The organism is Citrobacter sp. wls714, assembly GCF_005281025.1.
Lineage (GTDB): Bacteria > Pseudomonadota > Gammaproteobacteria > Enterobacterales > Enterobacteriaceae > Citrobacter > Citrobacter werkmanii.
This window is the reverse complement of the sequence record NZ_SZWZ01000088.1, coordinates 1-19,603: the sequence shown is the minus strand read 5'-3', so window position 1 is coordinate 19,603 and position 19,603 is coordinate 1. Positions and strand designations below refer to the sequence as shown.

The 19,603-nt window shown below is 51.3% G+C and carries 14 protein-coding genes; 1 reads left to right on the top strand and 13 read right to left on the bottom strand.

Annotation, left to right across the window (positions count from 1 at the left end; all coding sequences use genetic code 11):
• Window positions 1-532: 532 nt before the first annotated feature.
• The gene (locus FDX11_RS17560; RefSeq protein WP_137398306.1) at window positions 533-889 is read right to left on the bottom strand and encodes a hypothetical protein; all 357 of its coding nucleotides are present in this window, start codon (window positions 887-889) and stop codon (window positions 533-535) included.
• A gap of 557 nt (window positions 890-1,446) precedes the next feature.
• Between FDX11_RS17560 and FDX11_RS17555 the strand changes: the two genes are divergently transcribed.
• Complete coding sequence (locus tag FDX11_RS17555) at window positions 1,447-1,902, top strand: IrmA family protein (protein ID WP_077249813.1); 456 nt, start codon at window positions 1,447-1,449, stop codon at window positions 1,900-1,902.
• A gap of 59 nt (window positions 1,903-1,961) precedes the next feature.
• On the opposite strand, the gene FDX11_RS17550 is transcribed toward FDX11_RS17555, so the two are convergent.
• The 12 genes from FDX11_RS17550 to FDX11_RS17495 form a co-directional block, all read right to left on the bottom strand.
• Window positions 1,962-2,465 carry a hypothetical protein gene (locus FDX11_RS17550; RefSeq protein WP_047660992.1) on the bottom strand — a complete coding sequence of 168 codons (504 nt, stop codon included), beginning with the start codon at window positions 2,463-2,465 and terminating at the stop codon, window positions 1,962-1,964.
• 35 nt (window positions 2,466-2,500) lie between these two features.
• On the bottom strand, window positions 2,501-4,069 hold the full coding sequence (locus tag FDX11_RS17545; protein WP_047660991.1) for an SUMF1/EgtB/PvdO family nonheme iron enzyme: 1,569 nt from the start codon (window positions 4,067-4,069) through the stop codon (window positions 2,501-2,503).
• Window positions 4,070-4,119: 50 nt separating this feature from the next.
• Window positions 4,120-5,334 carry an ABC transporter permease gene (locus tag FDX11_RS17540; RefSeq protein WP_025999345.1) on the bottom strand — a complete coding sequence of 405 codons (1,215 nt, stop codon included), beginning with the start codon at window positions 5,332-5,334 and terminating at the stop codon, window positions 4,120-4,122.
• A complete protein-coding gene (locus FDX11_RS17535; RefSeq protein WP_075849345.1) occupies window positions 5,324-6,049 on the bottom strand; it encodes an ABC transporter ATP-binding protein in 726 nt (241 codons plus the stop codon). Before FDX11_RS17535 ends, FDX11_RS17540 begins: the two co-directional genes overlap by 11 nt.
• Complete coding sequence (locus tag FDX11_RS17530; protein ID WP_040232062.1) at window positions 6,049-8,016, bottom strand: vWA domain-containing protein; 1,968 nt, start codon at window positions 8,014-8,016, stop codon at window positions 6,049-6,051. The genes FDX11_RS17535 and FDX11_RS17530 overlap by 1 nt, the downstream gene beginning before the upstream one ends.
• Window positions 8,013-9,032: a hypothetical protein gene (locus FDX11_RS17525; protein ID WP_040232063.1), complete on the bottom strand. Its 1,020-nt coding sequence runs from the start codon at window positions 9,030-9,032 to the stop codon at window positions 8,013-8,015. The genes FDX11_RS17530 and FDX11_RS17525 overlap by 4 nt, the downstream gene beginning before the upstream one ends.
• Window positions 9,026-11,740, bottom strand: coding sequence for a putative virulence factor (locus tag FDX11_RS17520; protein ID WP_075849347.1), 2,715 nt, complete (start codon window positions 11,738-11,740; stop codon window positions 9,026-9,028). The genes FDX11_RS17525 and FDX11_RS17520 overlap by 7 nt, the downstream gene beginning before the upstream one ends.
• On the bottom strand, window positions 11,740-14,808 hold the full coding sequence (locus tag FDX11_RS17515) for a virulence factor SrfB (RefSeq protein ID WP_075849349.1): 3,069 nt from the start codon (window positions 14,806-14,808) through the stop codon (window positions 11,740-11,742). Before FDX11_RS17515 ends, FDX11_RS17520 begins: the two co-directional genes overlap by 1 nt.
• Before the next feature lie 17 nt (window positions 14,809-14,825).
• Entirely contained in the window at window positions 14,826-16,271 is a 1,446-nt protein-coding gene (locus FDX11_RS17510; protein ID WP_047363971.1) for an SrfA family protein, read from the bottom strand.
• A 49-nt stretch (window positions 16,272-16,320) separates the two neighbouring features.
• Complete coding sequence (locus FDX11_RS17505; protein ID WP_073970863.1) at window positions 16,321-17,433, bottom strand: tellurite resistance domain protein; 1,113 nt, start codon at window positions 17,431-17,433, stop codon at window positions 16,321-16,323.
• 81 nt (window positions 17,434-17,514) lie between these two features.
• Window positions 17,515-17,997, bottom strand: coding sequence for a hypothetical protein (locus tag FDX11_RS17500; RefSeq protein ID WP_023288353.1), 483 nt, complete (start codon window positions 17,995-17,997; stop codon window positions 17,515-17,517).
• A 79-nt stretch (window positions 17,998-18,076) separates the two neighbouring features.
• On the bottom strand, window positions 18,077-18,814 hold the full coding sequence (locus FDX11_RS17495; RefSeq protein ID WP_040232073.1) for a glycine zipper domain-containing protein: 738 nt from the start codon (window positions 18,812-18,814) through the stop codon (window positions 18,077-18,079).
• Window positions 18,815-19,603 lie beyond the last annotated feature (789 nt).

The following is a 19,603-nucleotide window of genomic DNA, read 5'->3' as shown; positions in this document are numbered from 1 at the left end:
ATCAGTAGTTTTCACACAGCCTGGGCACAAAGCGGACCAATGCCGATGAAATTAGTATGGGCGAGTAGAATTTCGCCAGCCTGCCGTGTTTGGTCAGCCCACACATAACAGTTTTGAGTTCATCAACTCCTAATGAAGCGAATGTCACGAAGAGATTACTATGACATGAGATTTATAATTATCTCTGTATGGTTACTTTCATCCATTTTAACACTAGCAACTGATCCTGATTACGACGTTGGTCAAAAGGACTGTAATTATTAAAAAAACAAGGGCTATCCTGATAGAACAATATCACGAGGTGCTCGGTGATAAAAATGTCGACTTTGCTATGATTGATATCTATGAGTAGATAACCATAAAAGATAAATAGAATAAACTCATATGCTATGGGGTATGCGAATTTTCTGATGGTGATAAAATGATGGTTACTTACACATTGAGTAAGAATCGTGTTGGCCAGTACATTACTGAGTTCGTACCTGAAGAATAATGAATACATGAGCCACTCATTGGTGGCTCAATTAGATGCTTAATTACCAATTCTGTATGTGAGGCAGTTATCAGCATTTAAGCGGAGATTAAGCTTACCTGATGCAAGTTCATTCTCTGTGTTGGTTCCTGCAAAAGCAAAACCCTTCTTAATAAGATTAGTTGTATAGTACTTATTGTACATAAATGCCCAAATAATCATGCCAATCGTCGAGCCAATACCCATGGTGAGAAAAGCAAGGATAATCAGCACGATAAAAGTACCGATGAAGGTTATGAAATCCTTTCTGAAAAGAGCTGGAAACGCTCCGAAAAACAATGTAGTCCAGGAAAAACCATAAAATCCTGTTACTGTCTCGCCAGTACGTGGATTCTCCATACGAATTTTAGTAGCCATTACTTTTTATACCTATTTGTTAATTTATATTATGTTATGTTATTCACGGAGTCATTCGTTAACTTTTTAAAAACATCCATGCAACAACTACGCATTAATTATTCTGCACCAATATTTTTATAGAATACCATTTCCTTATATCTTGTATTATATATACGTAGGAAAATAAGACATTGATTTACATAATAACGATTAATGACGTTAGCAAAACAGTTCATATACTCAAATGATCCATCTCAATGAGTTATGCATAGGACCTATTGAACAGGCTATTTTTTCTACAAGCAACAAGAAAGAATAAAAATTACTAATTTTGGAGCGTTATTATTTTTTAATGAACTAATTATCGCTCTATTTTTTTGTGAGTAACGCTTTTAAATTGAAGTGCTAGTTTGTTTAGTGTATTACTATTTTTTAAACATATAGCTCATTACAATATACTTAGAAAGCAATAGAACAGATTGAGTTGGCACTGAAATAGGCTAAAACCGACATGCCTGTCGGGGAAGAGAACAGAAGTTGGTGAGGCGGCGTGAGGAATGAGGGCGTAGAATATTATGATTAAGAAAACATTATGCAGCTTATTGCTGGCTGTACTTTGTGGCGGCATGGTGGGCCCCGCAGTGAGTGCGGAGAATGACCATCGGTATATTAGTATTCGTAATACGGATAGCAGTTGGGTGCAGGGCGTGTGTTCTTTGGTATTCCGGCTGGATAACGGCGGTGATGGGACATTCAATAACCTGATGGTCAACTTGCAATTAACTGATAAATCGGGAGCCGTTCTGGAAAAAGGAACTCTTGATGTTCAGCCGTTTGGCGATAGCAGCGCAACTCGCTCAACCCTTTCGGCAACTGAATTCAGCTGTGATGCGGTTGAAAATACAGCCAACATCGTGATTACCCACGTTGAGGAAACGTCTTCGGATGGTTCAGTCCATGCCCTGCCACTGTCGATGTTTGATCCGCAATATTATCAACCATTAAAAATGAGCGTACAAAAAAGTCGGTAATTTTACCTGCCTTCTATGGGGATGACAGAGATACATCCCCATTACAACGCAACAAGCGTTTATGCTTTGTTGATTAAATCGATAATACGATCGCCTTCTGTATCTTCTTGCGCAACTCGACTAAAGATGCTGCTATCGTTTTGTGTACCCACCTTGATAGGTTCCTTGCAATCTTTGTGGAAGATTCTTTTCCCTTTTTTTGTGACAACCACACCTGACATATCGCCGTGCTGCTCTTTATCGTAAACAATATATTCATAGGGGCCTTTGACGACACGTATCCAGTAAAGCGAGCCACCGGCGATCATCTGAGAATTATAGTAGGCGTTAACCCCCGGTTGATTAGTGACAAGATTCAGCTCAGCAGTCGGAGCAGACTGGGTTCCCAGGGCATATCCCGCGCTATCCTGCGCAATAAAGGCGCTGGCGTATTTATTATTGGTGAGCAGGCATTCCAGCGTTAATTGTTCCTGATCCTCCGCACTGTAAGACGCAGCTAAAGCTGTCTGGCTGAGTGACATACAGACAATGGTCAACGCCGCAATTCGTAGAGTTAATTTCACGTTCCTTACTCCTTTATAAACTGACATGTTTAAGATTAGTGGCCGTTCTTTACTTGTTTGCAGGTATCCAGCCAGCCAGCTGTATCAATTTTGCCGTTCGCTAGGTATTTTTGCTGATTCTGCCAATGAGCAGCGAGGAACGGCTTAAGACCGGAAAGACGTTTATTCAGCGTCAGCATCTGATTGAACACGTTCACTTCGCCTTTTAGCCCTGCTTGCCCATACAGGGTGCCGGAATCCACCAGACTGCTGGCGTAGTAGCTCGTTAGCTGCTGTAGACGATCGGTTTGTTCCGCCAGCTTATTTTTGCGGATGGCACAGTTGGCATCGCTGCTGTCTTTATCTTTGCACAGCAGCTCATAATTGTGATTGAGGAAGTCAAGGAAACGACCATCGTCCTGTAATTTGGTACAGAGAAAAGAGCCCAGATTCAGGCTGGCGCGGATAGACTGTGCTCTTTCTTCTTGCTGCTGCTGGTTGCTGGCACGAAGTTGGTTTTCCAGATCTTTCAGCTTTTTCTTCAGCTCGCCGTCTTCAACGCCAGAAGCCAGGCTACCTAACGCTTTCGCCGTATCATTGGACCCGGATTTGCTGCTCTCTGCACCCGTTTTATCATCACCGAGAGTCGACCAGTTTTTCTCAAGAAGTTTGACCCGGTCCGTTGAGGTAATTGCCTGGGAAACCAGCACCAACCGCAGGCCCATTGTTTTACTGGTAAAAGGCTGGGCATTATCGTAATAGTTAATTTCTTTACGGCTAGCGCTGCGGATATCCGACTCACTGGACATCACGCTGCCGCCACGCACCACAAAACCGCCAGCCTGGCCATGCAATCGATTAATTTTATTGAGGTAGAAGGGGGTAAACATCATCTCAGAGACGTTGCCTAACATATCGTACAGGCCGAGCGGGTTAGGATTTAACAGACCGATGAGCTGAAGTTTCCCGTTTGAGGACTGCGAACCGGAATACCACTCATAATTTTTGATGTCGTCCATCGGATAACGGGAATCACGAAACTGTGCGGTATCCACTTTCAGACCGCCGCGCGCGGCAAACTCCCACTCTACTTCGGTGGGCAGTCGTAAAAAACCTGGATTGTTATCTTCTTTCGGCAGCTTGTCGAGCGCGTTTGCGCGTAACCACTGGTTATATTTATCGGAGAAATTAACGGCCTCAAACCAACTGATGCTGGTTTGAGGGAGGCTAAGTTTACGCGATGGTGTCGGGCAAGTATCGGAAGTTAATGCCTGATATTGCAATGCCGTCAGCTCATATTTCGCCATTAAATAATAACGGCCTTTATTTTGGGGCGTTTCAGTAAAGCTACCGGCGATAAACGTGGGATAACTGTGTTCCACAAAGCCCCATTCACCGCCATCTTCCCCTAAGGTGATGGGAATATCATCCAGAGGACCGGCTACTGGAATTTCTACCCGACGAAATACCATCGAACCTTCGCAGGGCATAGGCAAAATCACGTCATCGCTATCCGGCTTCGGATTATAGGTTTTCTCTGCCCACGGTTCTGCCAGCGCGGGGGAGATCTTCACCAGCAGGGCTAGCGCCAGGCAGCGCGATAATGTGGAAGGAGTAAAGGCCATGAACGATCTCCGCTAAAATAGATGCTTAGGGCAAATTAAAAAAATAAGGGTTATGCCTCGCGCAGGCTCTGCGCAGGTTCAATATGGATCGCGCGCCAGGCACCGATACCGGCAACCAGCGTGGCCACAACCAGCGTCAGTAAGAGTGCGATAAGGCCGTGTAAGGGCGTTATCTTGCAAATCATCTGACCGGTGGCCTGGCTTGTGGACAGCGCCCGGTTAAATATCTGGCTGGCTAAAAAATAGATGCCAAAACCGCCGATATAGGCCATCAGGCTGAGCAAAGCGCCCTGACTAATGACGTAAACGCCTACGGCTGGTCGCGTGAAGCCCAGCAGACGAAGTACAGCAATATGCTTACGTTTACGATCGACATTGGCGATAAACGAGCCGATTAACGAGGCGATACAGCCAATGAGCGCGGTGATGGCGATCGTGTTAAAGATGATGCCCAACACTCGGTTAATGCTTTTTACATTCTCAATATCCGCCAGCCGACTGGTGGTTTCGATGCGTTGGGCGCGCAAATCGCGTTCAAGGCTGGCGACATGGTCAATATCGCGTGCGTACAACCTTGCGCGGGCGTAGCGCGGCGCGTTACCGTTAAGCTGAGCGCCGCTGGCGACCCCTAACGCTGTTACCGCATAGCCATCGCGAAAATGTTCAAGAGCCATTAATAACGCGGGGCGGGTAAAGATAGCGGGGCGATTAAAATAGGTGGCTGGCAAAATCCCCACCACGGTCACGCGCTTACGTCCCCATTCGCGGCGTTCATCGAGCATACGACTCACGCGTAGCGTGAGCGTATCACCGGTTTTCACCGCCAGCTTGCGTGCCGCTTCCTGAGTAATAACAACTTCATGGTCATGATGGAGCACCTGCGTGCCGAGCAAAGGATCGCCAGCCTCTGTCGGAATGACTTCCGCATTTTCAATAAAATGTGTGCTGTCCGTCTGCAAGTCAGTCAGCGTATTGAGCGAGCGCGTTTGCCCGATGGCGAAGCCGACATCAGGCCGCTGCCGTAGCTGCGTGATCCAGTGCTGATCGTAGCTTCCGCTGCTCAACATGCGGATCTCCAGATTGCGGGGATCGTTGGCCAGATCGTTTTGTAACTGGTTCACAATGCCAAAGCGCAGGCCAAAAAGGAGCAGTAAAGGGGCGATGACCGCAACAAGAGAGGAGACGATGCAAAAAGAGATGATGCGATCGTGCCACAGGTCTTGCATTGCAAGGCGACCGAGCAGTCTTGCACGATTAAAGGACAAAGTAAGTACCTCCCCGTTCGCTCTGTGATGACGCCGTCAGCGATTCTGGCTGCGCAGCTAAACAGGGTAAATTGAAGTGTTTGACCAGAGGCCAGTCATGGCAAACGACCAGCGCCATCATGTCTTCCTGACGGACTAGTTCGATAAACAGGCTAAATAGTTTCTGGGCATTGTAGGGATCGAGCGCCGCCGTCGGTTCATCTGCCAGTACCAGCGCCGGGCGATGTAATATCGCGCGCGCAAAAGCGGTGCGCTGCCGTTCGCCAAAGGAGAGCTGGGTAGGATATTTTGCCAATAGTGGCGACAGTTTTAGCGTGTCGATGACCCTATCCAGCATGGTGCTGTCAGGGGGGGCTCCCAGCAGCTGGCACGGCAAGAGAATATTATCTTTGACGTTCAGGTAGGGAAGGAGGCCACCGTTTTGTAATACAAAGCCAAGTTCGCGTGCCCGAATCGCAGCGAGTGTATTATGTCGCTCGCCCAGAAGCAACGCGGCAATATCCTGCTGCTGTGTCCCTTTGCTGAGCGTGAAACGCCCAATTTTGCTGGGATGCAACACTAAACCAATGGCTTCCAGAAGCGTGCTTTTACCGCAGCCGCTTTCACCCGTTACCGCCACCACCTCGCCTGGCCGCAGCGAAAGCTGCGGCAGGTAAACACGGTGAGCCTGATGATCCTGACCACGAACCACGCACAAGTCTTCAATGTGCAGCATCAGGGCATCATTTCCAGTGGGATGGGATACACGCGATCGCGCGGATCGCTACCTTGCGCCAGCTCGACCCAGCGGTCGACATCTGCATTATATTTTTGATAGTGACGCAGCTTGGATGACAGTGTGCGGATAAATTTCTCCTGTGACAGCCCATCCCAGCTTTTCCACGTTTCTTCATCGAGATTCAGCACATCGCTTTTGTAGGGAAGATCGGCCAGATACTCGCCCAGCACGCCAAGATCGCCGATGCTCGCGCTGTCTTGCTGTTTCAACTGGTTAGGATCGGTCCCCATTGTTGCCGCAACGGTGCGCAGTTGTTCAAACATCTTAGTGGGCGAGATCATCCCTTCATTAGCGGCTTTCAGAATCTGGCTGACGGCATCGCTTAAATCGCTCAGCTGTCCCTTGGTTAAGAGCACGCGAACATCTGTTGTGGGGATGTTCTGCTTAATCAGATCGCGATCGCTAATCCAGGCCTGGAACACCAGCGGGGCTTGGGTGCTGTTGCGTTTGCCCAAATAGGCTAACTGCATCGCATGCCCGATTAACGCCGTATCCTGGAGCAATTTCTGCTCCGCCGTGAGCTTTTGCCCCTCATCTTTGGCATACAGCGCGCTGCCAATGGCGGCATCCCCCATATAGGCGGCTTTCACCTGTTCCGTAATGGCTGACGCCAGGGCATCAACCTGCTGACCGAACATTTTGATATCGCCTGCATTCACCGCCTGATAAAGGTTAGATTGCGTGCTATCAAAATTGGAGAGATCGCGGTACTGGCCCTCGGCTTTGGTATGGTTTGCTTTGCCGCTGGCGGTTTTCAGGTGCAACGTATAAATAGCAATGCCGCGGTTACCGGCTTCCAGACGGAGCTGGCTGGCATCAAGGCCGGTTCCTGAAAGTTTATTGCTGCCCTCAATCGCGCCAGCATCGGTAATCAGCACCATATAGCGGGCGCCGAATGGACTCCAGTCAATGTCATCAATAGCTGATAACACGCCGGAATAGGCATCCTCGTCGTATAAAGAGCTTGAGACCTTCGCTTCTTTAAGATCGGCGACTTTCTGCAGAAAATCCGCGCCGTCCTTGACCTGGTTAGGGTCGGCGAAAATGCGGGTGTTATATTCAAGTCCCGGTACGGCTTTGGTATTTGAACGATAAGAGACCAAACCAAACTTGACCTGCCCATCCAGATGCTCTTGTTTAATTTTGTCGTAGATCTTATTGACCGCCTCTTTAGTGCGCTCAATATACGGCCCCATTGAAATGGTTGAATCGATAACGAACACCACCGAAGCGTTAAAGCCTTTCAACTGGTTTACGTCGTTATCTTGTTTTGCCGCTGCGTTATCATCCGCCTTGCTGACGGAGGCCACGTTGAGCAGGCGCGTATAGAAGCCATCTTCGGTCATGACCTCTTCGCCGCTCAGGATTGGCAGCAGATAAAATTGCTTTTGCAGATCGACAAAATATTCCGGCTCCTGGGCCTGAATACCTTCAGCGTGGCCGTCACGCTTCAATTTGGCGCGCAGCGGCGCCACCAGAGAGACAGGATCGGGGGCAGAAAGAATATTATCCAGACTTTCTTTCTCTTTGAAAAAGAGTAACCGATCGCGGTTGGCCGGGTTGGTAAACGCCAGCGTCAGCTGCATTTTCCAGTCTACGGTACAGGATTTCGGCAACCAGCCAAGGGTTTTGCCATAGCTATCCGGCCCGACTTTAAGCCAGCTTTGCCCCTTAGCCTCTTCCTTTTGATAAACATAAAGGCTGCTAAAGGCAGGCTGAAGCTGCCCATTTTCATCCCCGGCGTTGTCGCTAAGCTTACAGCCTGGCGTCGTCAGGATGCGCTGGTATAGCGTTTTCTTCCCTTCCTGAAGCAGCGGTTTATCGCCCTCGGCGGCAAAGAGGTGCCCGCTGAACAACAGGCCGCATAATGGCAGCGCCAGACGGCAAAAAAAAGTCCGGGTCATTTTGCTAGCTCCTCAAGGTGCTGCTTAGCCGTTTGGTTCTCGGGTTCTGATTGTAGTACCGTTTCGTACCAATAGGCCGCGGTATCTTTATCCGCCTCTTTGAAACATTCGCTTGCCTGATGGTATTTCGGATCGTACTCACCGGCGTAAATCAGGGCGATTTTGGTATCGCCGCCCTGCGCGCGATTTGCGTACAGGCGCTGGGCGACGCCGCATTTCTTCGCCTCTTTCGCTGACTGGATAATGGCCAGCAGTTTATCGCTATCGAGTTTTTCCTGAACGCACGTCTGCACGAATTCAAGCTCGCTCAGCGTGTCTAAACTCTGTGCGGAACAGCCAGCCGGGGCTTTAGGCTCGGTGTTCGTCGCTTCAGGGGCGGCGGCGGCGGGGGCTTGCTGAGCTTGTACCGCCGGGACCACCTCCTGACCTTTGTCCCGGCCCATGAACCACCAAAGCGCGCCAGCAATCACCACTAAAAGCAGGATGGCGGCGATGATGAGCGGGAGGCGGGAAGCCGCAGGTTTTTGTTGCGGCTGCGGCTCGGCATGAATGGTCGGCGCAATGGTTTCAGATTCTGCGACGGGCGCTTCTACGATGGCCACTGGTGCGGAGTCGGTTTCTGGGGTTGCCAGCATACTGCTGCTGCTGTAATTACCCGTCGCGCCCCTGGCTTCAGAAGAGAGCAACTCATCACGCACCAATTGGAGGGTGGTATTGCGCACTTCTCCTGAAGCCAGCTTGATCTGAATCTGGACCTGGCTTGCGTTTGCCAGCAAAGGGTCAAGTAAAGTAGGGCCGATACGAAAGCCGCTGCCGTTGGCCAGGGAGTAACCGCCGTTGACAGTAAACCAGTGCTGTGCAGGGCTCCAGCTGCCATCGGGCTGCAGATAGTTCTGCTCGTTATTACAAAGCGTAAAGGTCAGATCGGGCAGCACCGCAGTTTCGCCACGCAGGCGAACCATCAATTGTGCGGTACCCGGCTCTGCCGGTTGGCAGGCGATGATTTTAGCTAGCATGGCATGTTCTCTTGTTTTAATTGGCTGATAATCTGACCAAGTTGGCGATTATGTTCGACGGAAATATCGCGCGTGGCGCTATGACCAGCGTTATCAAGTACGACGCTCATCAGGGCGGATAGCCAGTCTCCCAGATAAGAGACACCCGGCTGCGGCGCAACGGCGGCGAGCTGCGGCAGCTCGTCGTTCATCAGCGGTTTCTGGCGCAGGAAGACTTTATTTTTCTCGCCAACGTAGCTGTTGGGCACCTTTTCAGGCGGTAGAGTGAGATAACCAAACCAGGCGATAAAATCACGCATAGTCAGTTGGGCTCGCAGAACCTGGCGTGCCATAAGATGTTCACGCCGCGTACCCGCTTGCTCCTGACCCGCCAGCGCGCGTTTCAGCGTGCCTTCCAGATCGAGGCGCGTGGCTGCGGTGATCAATTCTTCGCTGAGATGATTAATCAGTTCGCTGTTCATCCCCAACTGACGCCACTGCGGCGCTTGCTGCGGCAGTTCACGCAGATGCGCGACCCAGGCTTTAAACGCCTGATGGGCGAAATCATCGTCCTGGCCGACTCTTTCCTGGGCAGTTGACGCTGGCGCGTCAACCACGGCGATTTCAGCCGGTGCGGCGGCGAATGGATCGCTGCCAAACGGGTTATCACCGAAGGGGTTGTTGCCAAATGGCCTGGCGGCAAACGCGTTTGCCGCCAGGCTGTCGCCATCGCTTGACGGTTCCGGGTTGCGGTCGCGAATGCTTAAATAGATGTTATTAAGCTCCTGCGTCGGCAGATCCAGACGATTAATTAGCTCTCCCATACTGTGGGAGCAGGCGGACAGCCCCTGCCATAGCTCTTTCGCGATGGCCTGTTTTTTCACGAGCTGCCCGTCGCCGTCTTTTTCGTACCAGCGGCCCAGGCGGCGATTGCCGGTCTCCTCGCGACACTGCTCAAGTTGTTGCTGCAAACGTGCCAGCTTGAATTCCAGATGCGCGACGCCGCGCAGCGCTTTGGTTAAGCGTCCCATGCCGCCATCGTTGAGCTCGAGCATCGCGTGCCAGGCTTTGCTCGGCTCGGTGACGTGTTGCAGCACGTTTTTAGCGCTAATGAAGGTGCTGCCCATTTCGTCGAGCTTCTGGCGATAGCGCTCGGTGATGCACGCTTCCTTGTTTCGCTCCTGTTCTGTACCGTCTTTTAGGTCGATGAACGGATTATCCAGCCCCGGTTTTCGCACCAGGAAACAGTTATTAAACGCCTGGCCGGGCGCCCATTGCTGCAGCCAATCATATTGGGCGAAACGCTCCAGCAAGGTCATGTGCAGCATACCTTCCCAGCCTTCTTTTAACTGTTCGGTGGTGAGTTGCAGACTGCTGTTGATGCGCATATCGCACATGGTGATGGCCCAGAACAGCCCAGGGTTACGGCCCTGACGTTCTTCGGCGCTTTTACCCTGCGTTTTTTCTACCCAGCGGTTTAATACCGGACCGACGTCAGCAACATCGCTCTGTTTGGCGGAGCTGGCGCACACGACCAGCGCGTTCATCTCTTGATTATCGGTGTAACGTTCAAACAGATAGGCGACTTTACCGCGCAGCAGAAGCTGGCAAATGGGATTAAGCCCCTCTCTACCGGCCTCTTCCAGTGCGGTAATTTTAAGACGCCCGCGATACCCAGGGAAGTCAAGCAGATCGACCTGCTCCACGACGCTGTCGGCCTCGACTTCCGCTAACGGGAAGATAAGCTCGGTGGTTAACGCTGCCAGTTCCGCCTGGGTTAAGCTGGCGCTGCCGATTTGCTGTTCCTCTTTCCAGTAGCGGATCTCCACGTGGCGATCCTGGCTGGAGCCTAGCCGGTTAAGGCTGTCGACGTTCATAATGCTGCCATTACTGTGATCGATCAGCGTCTCCAGCGGGGCGAACACCGTCCGGGCATGATTGAGTTTGGTCAGCACATTGGCTAATGAACGATAGGTCTCGGTGAGGGCCGGCAGTTCTCCCCACAATAAAGAAAATAGCTCTGCGCGTTCACCAGGACTCAGCGCAGGGGCAATTTTCAACACCTGCGGCCAATAGGCGTGTTCAAGTTTTTCAACCGATTTTCTGAACGAGGCGTTCAGGTAATCCCATAAGGCAACCACATCTTCCTGGCTCACGCCGTTATAGCTTTTTGCTTGTGTGGCGCGTTGTAGGAAGGGGCGCAGTCGCTCTTCAACCCTGGCTTCATCAAGTTGAAAGCTCAGCTGCTCGTGGTTGAAATCATTAAACCAGGCGTTTGCCAGAATTTTGGCCAGATCGATTTCACTGAACAGGCGCAGAGGTACAGGATAGCCCGCAGGCGCAGCGGGGGCCTGGCGGGTGAAGCGGGTGACCAGGCCGGTGGCCTCTTTACCGCCGCCGACGGGATTCACTTCTTTGATAAAGTCGACGCGCCGTTCGCCATAAAGGGCTTCCAGTGAACCATTGCTGCCCGCTGCCAGCGCGGAGATGAGATAGGATTTCCCGGCCTGAGAAATGCCAAAAAAACCGACGGTCATTGGCGTTCTGGCGACCAACGTCAGGCTATTGGCCTGGTTACGCGTGCGGAGCAAGCTAAGGTTGAGTTTATCCGCCTCGTTGTCGAGGCGACGTGAACCGGAACGCACTGCATCAACCCAGCCAAGTGCGTCCTGACAGCCCTGAGCGATAGCTGCCCAACCCTGAGTGAGAGATTTTTGATCGCTATTCATTATTTTTTAACACTCCCGCTATCGAGCCAGTGTCGGCTATCAATGAGCCCCGTATCGGGCATAGTATTGAGTTCCAGATCTACATCACGCTTGCTGAATGACTTATCGGTGTTGCTGGTGATATCCGCAATCATCAACCGATCGCTGATTAAGCCCAGTTGGCGCGCCCGTTTGCCTTTGTCGATAGCCAGTCTCACTTTCAGGTACGGTGAACCGTTATCCACGGAGAAGGCGGCGGAAAACTTCTTACGGCCTTCTTCGCTAAAACGTAAGGTATAAAGCGGTGCGGCGGCCCAACGTTCGGCATCCAGTTGACGATAACCCAGCCGCAAATCGCCACGCATGATGATACTTTGCGTGGTGTTCTCGCCATTTTCGTCGGTGAATGTCGGCAGTTTTATCTGCCCGTTCTCCGATTCGATATGGCGATAAACGATATCGGCACTGCGAATCAGGTTATCCATATCAATGGTGCCAATATGGCGAATCGTTGAGTAAGGCTTCAGCGCCGAGGTACGGAAATGGAAGTTAGGAATGCTGTGATTTGCGCACAGCTGTGTGAGCATCGCGCCAACGGAGGCGGTGCTCTTCGGATCGTCGATATGGCCATTTTTATGGAACGGATACCAGGTGCCGGTCTGATAACCGTGCAGCGGTAAAATACGCCCCGGCGGCAACGGCAGGTTGCGACGGATAATTGCCTGAATGCCCGGCAGCTGCGAAGGGCGGCCCGTCAGCAGTAGCAGGTCGCAATGATAATAGCTCAGCACTTCGCACAGCGCGGTTAGCACTTTATCAATGTTGAACTTACCCGAGCACAAATCGTTATGCACTCTGGCGAGCGGCAGAGTGAGCATTACCTCCGCCAGTTTGAAATCGGTCGGGCCACCAGCTTTTTGTACTTCGCGGCGAACAAAGCCCTCGACTTCATCACGCAGAGAACCTACCGGCAGTAGATCGCCGACACGTTGGTTAATCACGATATGCGTTTGCTCGTCCAGCGGATCGAATTGCTCGTATTTACCCAGAATGTGCAACGCGAGGGGAACGAAGAGTTGCAGGGTGAGCTGCTGGCGCAGCACGGATTCCGCCGCGCTAATATTTTGCGAGCCGCACAGTTGAGACATCAGCGTCTCAACGGATATGACCCCCGTTTCACGCAGCGCCTGCTCAAAGGCTGGAAGCACATAGGACTGGATGACATCTAGCAGAATATCGTCGCCGGCAATTTTAAAACTGTCGCGAAAACGCTGCTGCGGGATGATATGGACGTTAGCGCCGCCCCCACTATGACCATTGCGATCGAGATGATAATCGGTGATGACCAGATCGGTGGTGCCGCCGCCGATATCGATAGATGCGATGGATATTCTTTCACGTTGCGTGCTGTCGGGTCGGCTAAGGGCGTCGAAAAACGACTCCGGGTGACCGGCAAAGTTTTGGTTTATCTCGGTGTAGAGATAAACCAACTGCGCGCAGGACGCTTCATCCCACTCGACCCTGATTTTTGGCAGCGGAATTTTAATGTTTGTCTGACTATGATCTTCTTGCTCATCCTCATAAGGATCGTTTTCGCCGTTGTGCCAGCGTAGCGCTTTCCAGACTAAACCGACCGCCTGACGCATACGGTCATCCAGTACGCAACGTTCAGCCATCGGCATACCGGGCGGCACGGTCAGAATAATATGGCGTAGCTGACGCGGAATACCTGCGTGTCCCTGACGTATGCGCTGTTCCGGGCTATTAATCTGACTAATCGCCTGGGTTAATACTTCCGCGAGCATAAAGGTCATCAGAGAACTGCGAGAATAGCGTGGCGTAAAGACCGGGATGCGATCCATCTCATCTTCGATGGTGTGTAACGCCTCGCCCCGTTCATCGATCAGATTCGCGAACGGCGCAGCGGTGGCGAGTGGATTACTGTCCTGCACGTAGCTACCGTTAAATCGCCAGCCCTGACCGTAATATTTTTCATCCCAAAGATAACGTTTAGGGCTGGAGAGGCCGGTTGAACCTTCGCTGCCTTTTCGGCGCGCCGCTAAACGACCCGCTTCTCCGCCGATACGAGCGATCGTCGGCCACTGGAAGGCATCGTGGCGGCCGCTACGCACCGAGCAGTGATCTTTGCCGAAGAAGGCCTGTGAAAATTCGACCCGGCTTTCAAAGGGTTCGGTATAAACATGTTCCGGCGCGCTAAGATCGCGCAATTTGAGCACATAGTTGTGCTGCATACCTGAACCTGATTGCCCATGATCTTCAATGAGAATACCGCAGGTGCGTGAGTTACCGACATCGAGGATCAAATCAACGGGAATAGGCTTGATAGCGTTAGTTTCCCGATTGGCGATGACCCTGAACTGCGGCAATTCAATGATGGGGGCGGTCTGACTTTGCAAACCTTCGACGGGAATCGCCATCAGTGAAAGAAGGTTAAGGTAGTGCGCCAGCGGATACTGCTGGTTAAGCTCCTGCTCGCGTTCGTCGATATCCCGGCCTTTGCTCGCCTCTTTAAATACCTCTTTCAGCCAGTCGACAATCCACTCTTGCGTGAGATACCAGTTAAGGGCATAAGTAGCTGTCGCCACCGCAAAGGTTGCCCCGGCATTGACATCTTCCTGGTTCGGGCTGAGGTCGGCGGCGGCCTGCTGTTTGGCCATTACGCGAGTATCGATAGCCAACGTCATTCGATGGCTATGCCCATCCATATCAGGCTTGTCCAGCTTGACGATACGAAAACGCGCCCAGTTTAGCGGCCCTTCCTGATAGACGTCAGGCGGGCTGAAACGGAGTAGGGGAAGCGGCAACCATGTCCCGTCAAACAGCTTAAGACTCTGCTCAACGGGAATATCGTACTGGCTTTTAGCCTTCTCGATATTTGCCGGGCTGGGCTGATAAAAATAGTAATCACGCTGTTCGTTGTAGATTAAACGGGTCAATACGCCATTGGCTAATTTAACAAATTCACCGGCGGGCAAACGTCCTGGAGACAAACCAAAATCCATAAACTGGATCCCGGAGTCGCCTACCAGGGTTACTTGACGATCAAAAGATACAATCTCGGGCAACATAGTTATCTCGTCCCTGTTCAGGAATTAGGTTGAAGCATACGAATCGGGAAGGTTTTTTCCCCATCGTTGCTGCCAATACAGTCGGCATGACCCGCGGAAGGTGATTTGCACTCGATGGTCGGCACAATAAAGTTTGAGCCATCGCTGCAGGTCATTTGCTCAGGGTTGGTAATGTTGAGCGCCCCCTGCTGCACGTTACCGTTGGCTGGGCCACGGCACGTTACGCCGCTGGACTGGCGGACGCTGACGGTGCCGTTGCCCTGGTCAAAATTATATTGCAGCTGGAGCGGGCGTCCGGTGTGCTTGTCCTGAATACCGCCATTCACGCGCCATTCGCCGTTAAGAAACTTCGCCGGGCCGTCCGGCAGCGTGGCCGGGAGGGTTAACGGTTCGCCCTGCGGCGCAACGAGCGGCGGGGCGGTTACCGGAGTCACGCCCGGAGGCGTCTGCTCGTCGTGGGTATCCTGTACGCCGGGCGGCAGTGGCGGTTCTACGCTGGCTTCATTTGCGTTAGCCGGCGGCGGCGCATCGCCGTCTACCGCTCTGTCAGATGTGTCGGCAGGCATCGCGGGCACCGTTGAATCCAGCGCAGGATGCGCGTCCGCGGTTGACCCTTCCACAATGCCGGGTACGGCGCGAGCGCCAACGGCGGTTTCTGACCCCCTGATCGCCACGTCATGGGTGCTGGTGGCCGGGTGCGTAGCCACAGGTTCAGCGGTGACCGTGGTTTTATCCGCAGAAAGACCAGGGAGGCCCGGCAGGGAAAGAGAAGGAGCGCAGCCGCGGAGCAGCCCTAACAGCAGCGCCAGCAGCAGTAACGCCAAAAGTAGCCATAGCAACCAACGCCAGCGCCAGCGGCGCGTTCGAATATCAACAAAGGGCGCGGGAGCGGGTTCGACGGTTTTTTCCGTGGCGCTGGCCTGCGGCGGAACGGCCGCGAGGGCGGCGGCGGGAACGGACGATGAACTCAGCCAATGCATCGGGTGACGTTGTTCCCCTTCCGGGTGGACAAACCCCCAAAAGGTGATCACCAGCGTTCCATTAACGAGATAGACAAACTCATAATCGGGGAAATGGGTCACAGATTTAAGCAACTGGGCAAAGACCCGACGATCGCCGCCGGTTCCGCTTTGCTCCGCGTTGAGCAGCTGTTCGCTTAGTGACTGCACTGCCATTTGAAACGCATTAAATTGCTGGCGCGCCGATTCTCGCTCCGCTTCGCTTGCGCCGCTCCACGGGATAACATCGCCGGGAAAACTGCTGTACCAGTCGGTTCTGTCACCGCCCTGATCGTTTTGCGGGATAGCCAGATGACGGGCCAGATCGCGCCCTGCATCAAGACGATAGATGGCTTCGCGTAGCTGGAAGGCCATCTTGAAAACAGGATAGCCCGTTTCACCCAGCGCCTTGAATGAAGAGTTATTTCCGGTACGAAGTAGTGGTCCCTGAATCGAATTTCGCATTATCTAACCCTTAAAGGCTGTAATTTGACTAAAGCCACAGTGGTACAGGCTAATTTTTGGTCGCGCCGGGCGTCCATTTGAAACCCCAGCCATAGTGCTTATCCATCGACTCGCGGTCGGGGAAGAAACGGTCAAGGCGTTCAACCTGAATATTGCCATCGACATTTTTGAGCCTGGCGATGGCGGCGACATTATTACGCTGGTCGCTATCCGTGAGCATGGATGTAATCGGCTGCTGTTCGGGGACATAGAGGGTGACGGAGGCGTTTGTCCCTTGCCAGTTATCGGTGCCAGCGTAAATGAAGCTATAAATCAGCACCTCATCAATGTCCTGCCAGTGGCTGCCGTTGACGAAAAGCCATTCGCCATCCACGTCATTGCCTTCACGCAGATCTTCCTGCAGCAGCAGATACGGTGGCTGGTCATAGTTGCCGGGCAAATGACTCAGCGCCTCAGCGCCGCTGATTTCACCGTTTTTTAAGCGCACAAAGGCGGCAATATCGAGATCGACAGGCTCTTTGTGGTCCCCCTGCTTCCACTGCAGATTGATTTTTATCCGGCCAAAATCCTGACGTTTCTCAAGCTTCACGCTGGGATTGGTGTCAGTTAATTCGGTATGGGTTGGTGTAACAACGGGGAGCTTCACGGCCGGGCGATGTGTAAACCACCACCAGACACCGACGAGCAGGAGCAGCAGTAGCAATAATGCCAGCCAAGGAAGAAAACCGCGCCACCAGGGGATAACCACTACTGTATGGAGGGGTGCCGCTGTGCTGGCTGTGGCCCAATTGACCAACACCGGTTCGCCGCCGACGCTATAGCCGTCGAGGTGGTGTGATTGGGTGAGCAGCGTTTGCAACGCATGTGCTGACTTATCTTCGCCGCGCGCGGCCAGCTGGCTGATTAACCCCGCCAGAATGTCCTGATATTGCTGACGTTTATTCTCAACAGTCAGCCGTTCGGCGTCATTCAGTGCGGAAAAAGGTTTAGCCAGCCCCTGACGTGCTGTCCACCACTCCAGGCGTCCTTCGGCATTGCGACGCGCGGTGGCATACAGCAGCGCCAGTGAAGGAGGAAGATGACGATGTATGATACCGACCGTCTCTTCATAGGTTGTCAGCGTTGCTTCATCAATCGGCGCGGCAGTTGTTAATCGTTGCATAAGCAAATCATTATTGTTGTGGGTGATATGCATGAGATGTGTATCATCGCATCTCAGACAGCCGGAACGTTTTCTGCGCTTTTAGCGGAGCGTATTTGCTTCTTCGAGAACTTTAATTTTGTGCTTGGCTTCGGCGACCTTTTTCTCAATCGCTGAAATTTCGCTGGCGCTCGTTGCCGTTTGTGACTGGCGCTGCAGCTCCTGCAATTTGGCAATTTCCTGCTGGCGTTCGCGGCTTTGAATCTTGCTTGATTTCAGTTTTGCGAGAGTCTGCGACAGATCCGAACGCACGGCATTTAGCCTTGCTTGTTCATCTGCCAGCTTTTGATTTAAGGTCTGCTGTCTGTTTTGGGTATAATCCTGCTGTTGCCTGGCCGATTCATTTTGATATTGGCTCAGGCGAACCTGCTGTTCTTTTTGATCAACCTGCTGACGATAACCACCCGACGTGGCGCAGCTCAGTTTGGTAATAAAGCTTGGATCTTGTGCGTGTAAATCACAGTCCTGGGGGGACGTAGTACAGCCCGTAAGGACAAGGGCGGCAAGAAGTGCGTATTTTCTCATCAAATAATCCATCATTAGCGTCGAATAACGCTGCTTTAAGCAGTCTTAAACCGGCCGATAATGCTATCGGCCGAAAGGGTTAACCAAGGGAGATCGCCTGGCGCTGTTCATACAGCTCGTTGGTTTCTTGTTCCAGAGCAGCAATCTTGCTATTGAGATTGGCATATTCTTTGTTCAAATTTGCCAGCTTGCTTTTCTCTGCACTTGTGGTGGTCGTTTGACCTTGTAAAGCGACCTTATAGGCAGATTCTTTATCCTTCATGCCTTTCATGGTCTCTTTCATCTTGCTGATGTTGGCATCAATTTGCGCCAGCTGGGTTTTCGCACCGACTTTATCAAATCCAGCTTTATCTTTTTGGATGCTGATTTTGGTTAAGGTGGCCTGGTTTTCGCTAATAACTTGTTTCATCGCCAGCGTCGATTTTTCAACCGCTGCGGTATCTTTGCTGATGTCATTATCCATAGCCTGCAGACGATCGGCTGTAGAGGCATAATCTTTTTTCAGGCCATCAAGATAGTAGTTAGCGGTCATACCTGCAGCACAGCCAGCTGCGCCACCAATTGCAGCGCCGGCAAGCGCTTTCTTCGAGTCACCTGCTAGCGCCCCTACTAACGCGCCGAGAGCTGCGCCGGATACGGCGCCTACGCCACAACCTTGTGCACCAGAAGCGCTAAAGAACTGTGATTGTTCTGTGGTGGTAAGGCGAGGATCCGGCTTTGTCCCAGACAGGAGAGAGCTTCCGGTATTGGCACAGCCTCCAAGTAACAATGCTGCGGAAATCACGATGCATGTGGTAGTTCGGTTAAATGTATTCACAATCTTTTTCCTTAAAAATAATTAAGTAACGACAAGCAAGCTGTATCAACTAAAAATTTAGAATTAGTAATGATTTTGTCCGACATTACTGATTATTGTATTAGTTATAAGATGTCAAAAGAGCTATTCAAAGAGTATTTAAATAATAAGCAATAAATTAATTGCAATGCGTTATTATGTGTTCGTAGGTATCCCGCACTGACAGCTTATGCAATTTTGTGTTTTCGTATCACTTTATGTTGGCCTTGCTGCTGAAACACATCTTTTTCAAAAATAATCGACATTTTCGAATTCGTAGGCCTTACCATGAAACATGGGAGGATATCTCCACATAAAACATACATTCCGTGAATGTATCTCAGCGTCTGACATTTTTCCAGTGTGTACAATTAGAATGTTGATTCAACTGATTAATCTGTATTAAACACACTAAAGATCATGCCAGAAATGCCGATAAATCACAAGTATGCTGCCGTCTTTACTTGTGATGTAGGTAGGGTTACAGTTCTTGTTTTCGCCGATGTAATCTGTATTTGATACCTTAATGTAGTTGTTTATTAGTTGCAGTGTTTTGTGTATGCGTGGAAGGATGAGTGTACGTAAAGTGGCAGGCGGGAATGTTAATGGAAACCTTGAAATATACTTTTGGGAGATAGGAGTGTTTTTAATTTAATATGCATGAAATTTTTATTCACTATCACCTTCTTGATTATATGTCCGTGATCTGATGCAAGTATCTATGAATCTAAAAAAGGGTGTAGTGAATCGCCACAGATAATCTAGACACTT

Coding starts and splice junctions, on each gene's coding strand:
- FDX11_RS17515 (WP_075849349.1), bottom strand. CDS start 14,808: ATGTTGCCCGAGATTGTATCTTTTGATCGTCAAGTAACCCTGGTAGGC.
- FDX11_RS17530 (WP_040232062.1), bottom strand. CDS start 8,016: ATGACCCGGACTTTTTTTTGCCGTCTGGCGCTGCCATTATGCGGCCTG.
- FDX11_RS17500 (WP_023288353.1), bottom strand. CDS start 17,997: ATGAGAAAATACGCACTTCTTGCCGCCCTTGTCCTTACGGGCTGTACT.
- FDX11_RS17545 (WP_047660991.1), bottom strand. CDS start 4,069: ATGGCCTTTACTCCTTCCACATTATCGCGCTGCCTGGCGCTAGCCCTG.
- FDX11_RS17555 (WP_077249813.1), top strand. CDS start 1,447: ATGATTAAGAAAACATTATGCAGCTTATTGCTGGCTGTACTTTGTGGC.
- FDX11_RS17560 (WP_137398306.1), bottom strand. CDS start 889: ATGGCTACTAAAATTCGTATGGAGAATCCACGTACTGGCGAGACAGTA.
- FDX11_RS17505 (WP_073970863.1), bottom strand. CDS start 17,433: ATGCAACGATTAACAACTGCCGCGCCGATTGATGAAGCAACGCTGACA.
- FDX11_RS17535 (WP_075849345.1), bottom strand. CDS start 6,049: ATGCTGCACATTGAAGACTTGTGCGTGGTTCGTGGTCAGGATCATCAG.
- FDX11_RS17510 (WP_047363971.1), bottom strand. CDS start 16,271: ATGCGAAATTCGATTCAGGGACCACTACTTCGTACCGGAAATAACTCT.
- FDX11_RS17525 (WP_040232063.1), bottom strand. CDS start 9,032: ATGCTAGCTAAAATCATCGCCTGCCAACCGGCAGAGCCGGGTACCGCA.
- FDX11_RS17520 (WP_075849347.1), bottom strand. CDS start 11,740: ATGAATAGCGATCAAAAATCTCTCACTCAGGGTTGGGCAGCTATCGCT.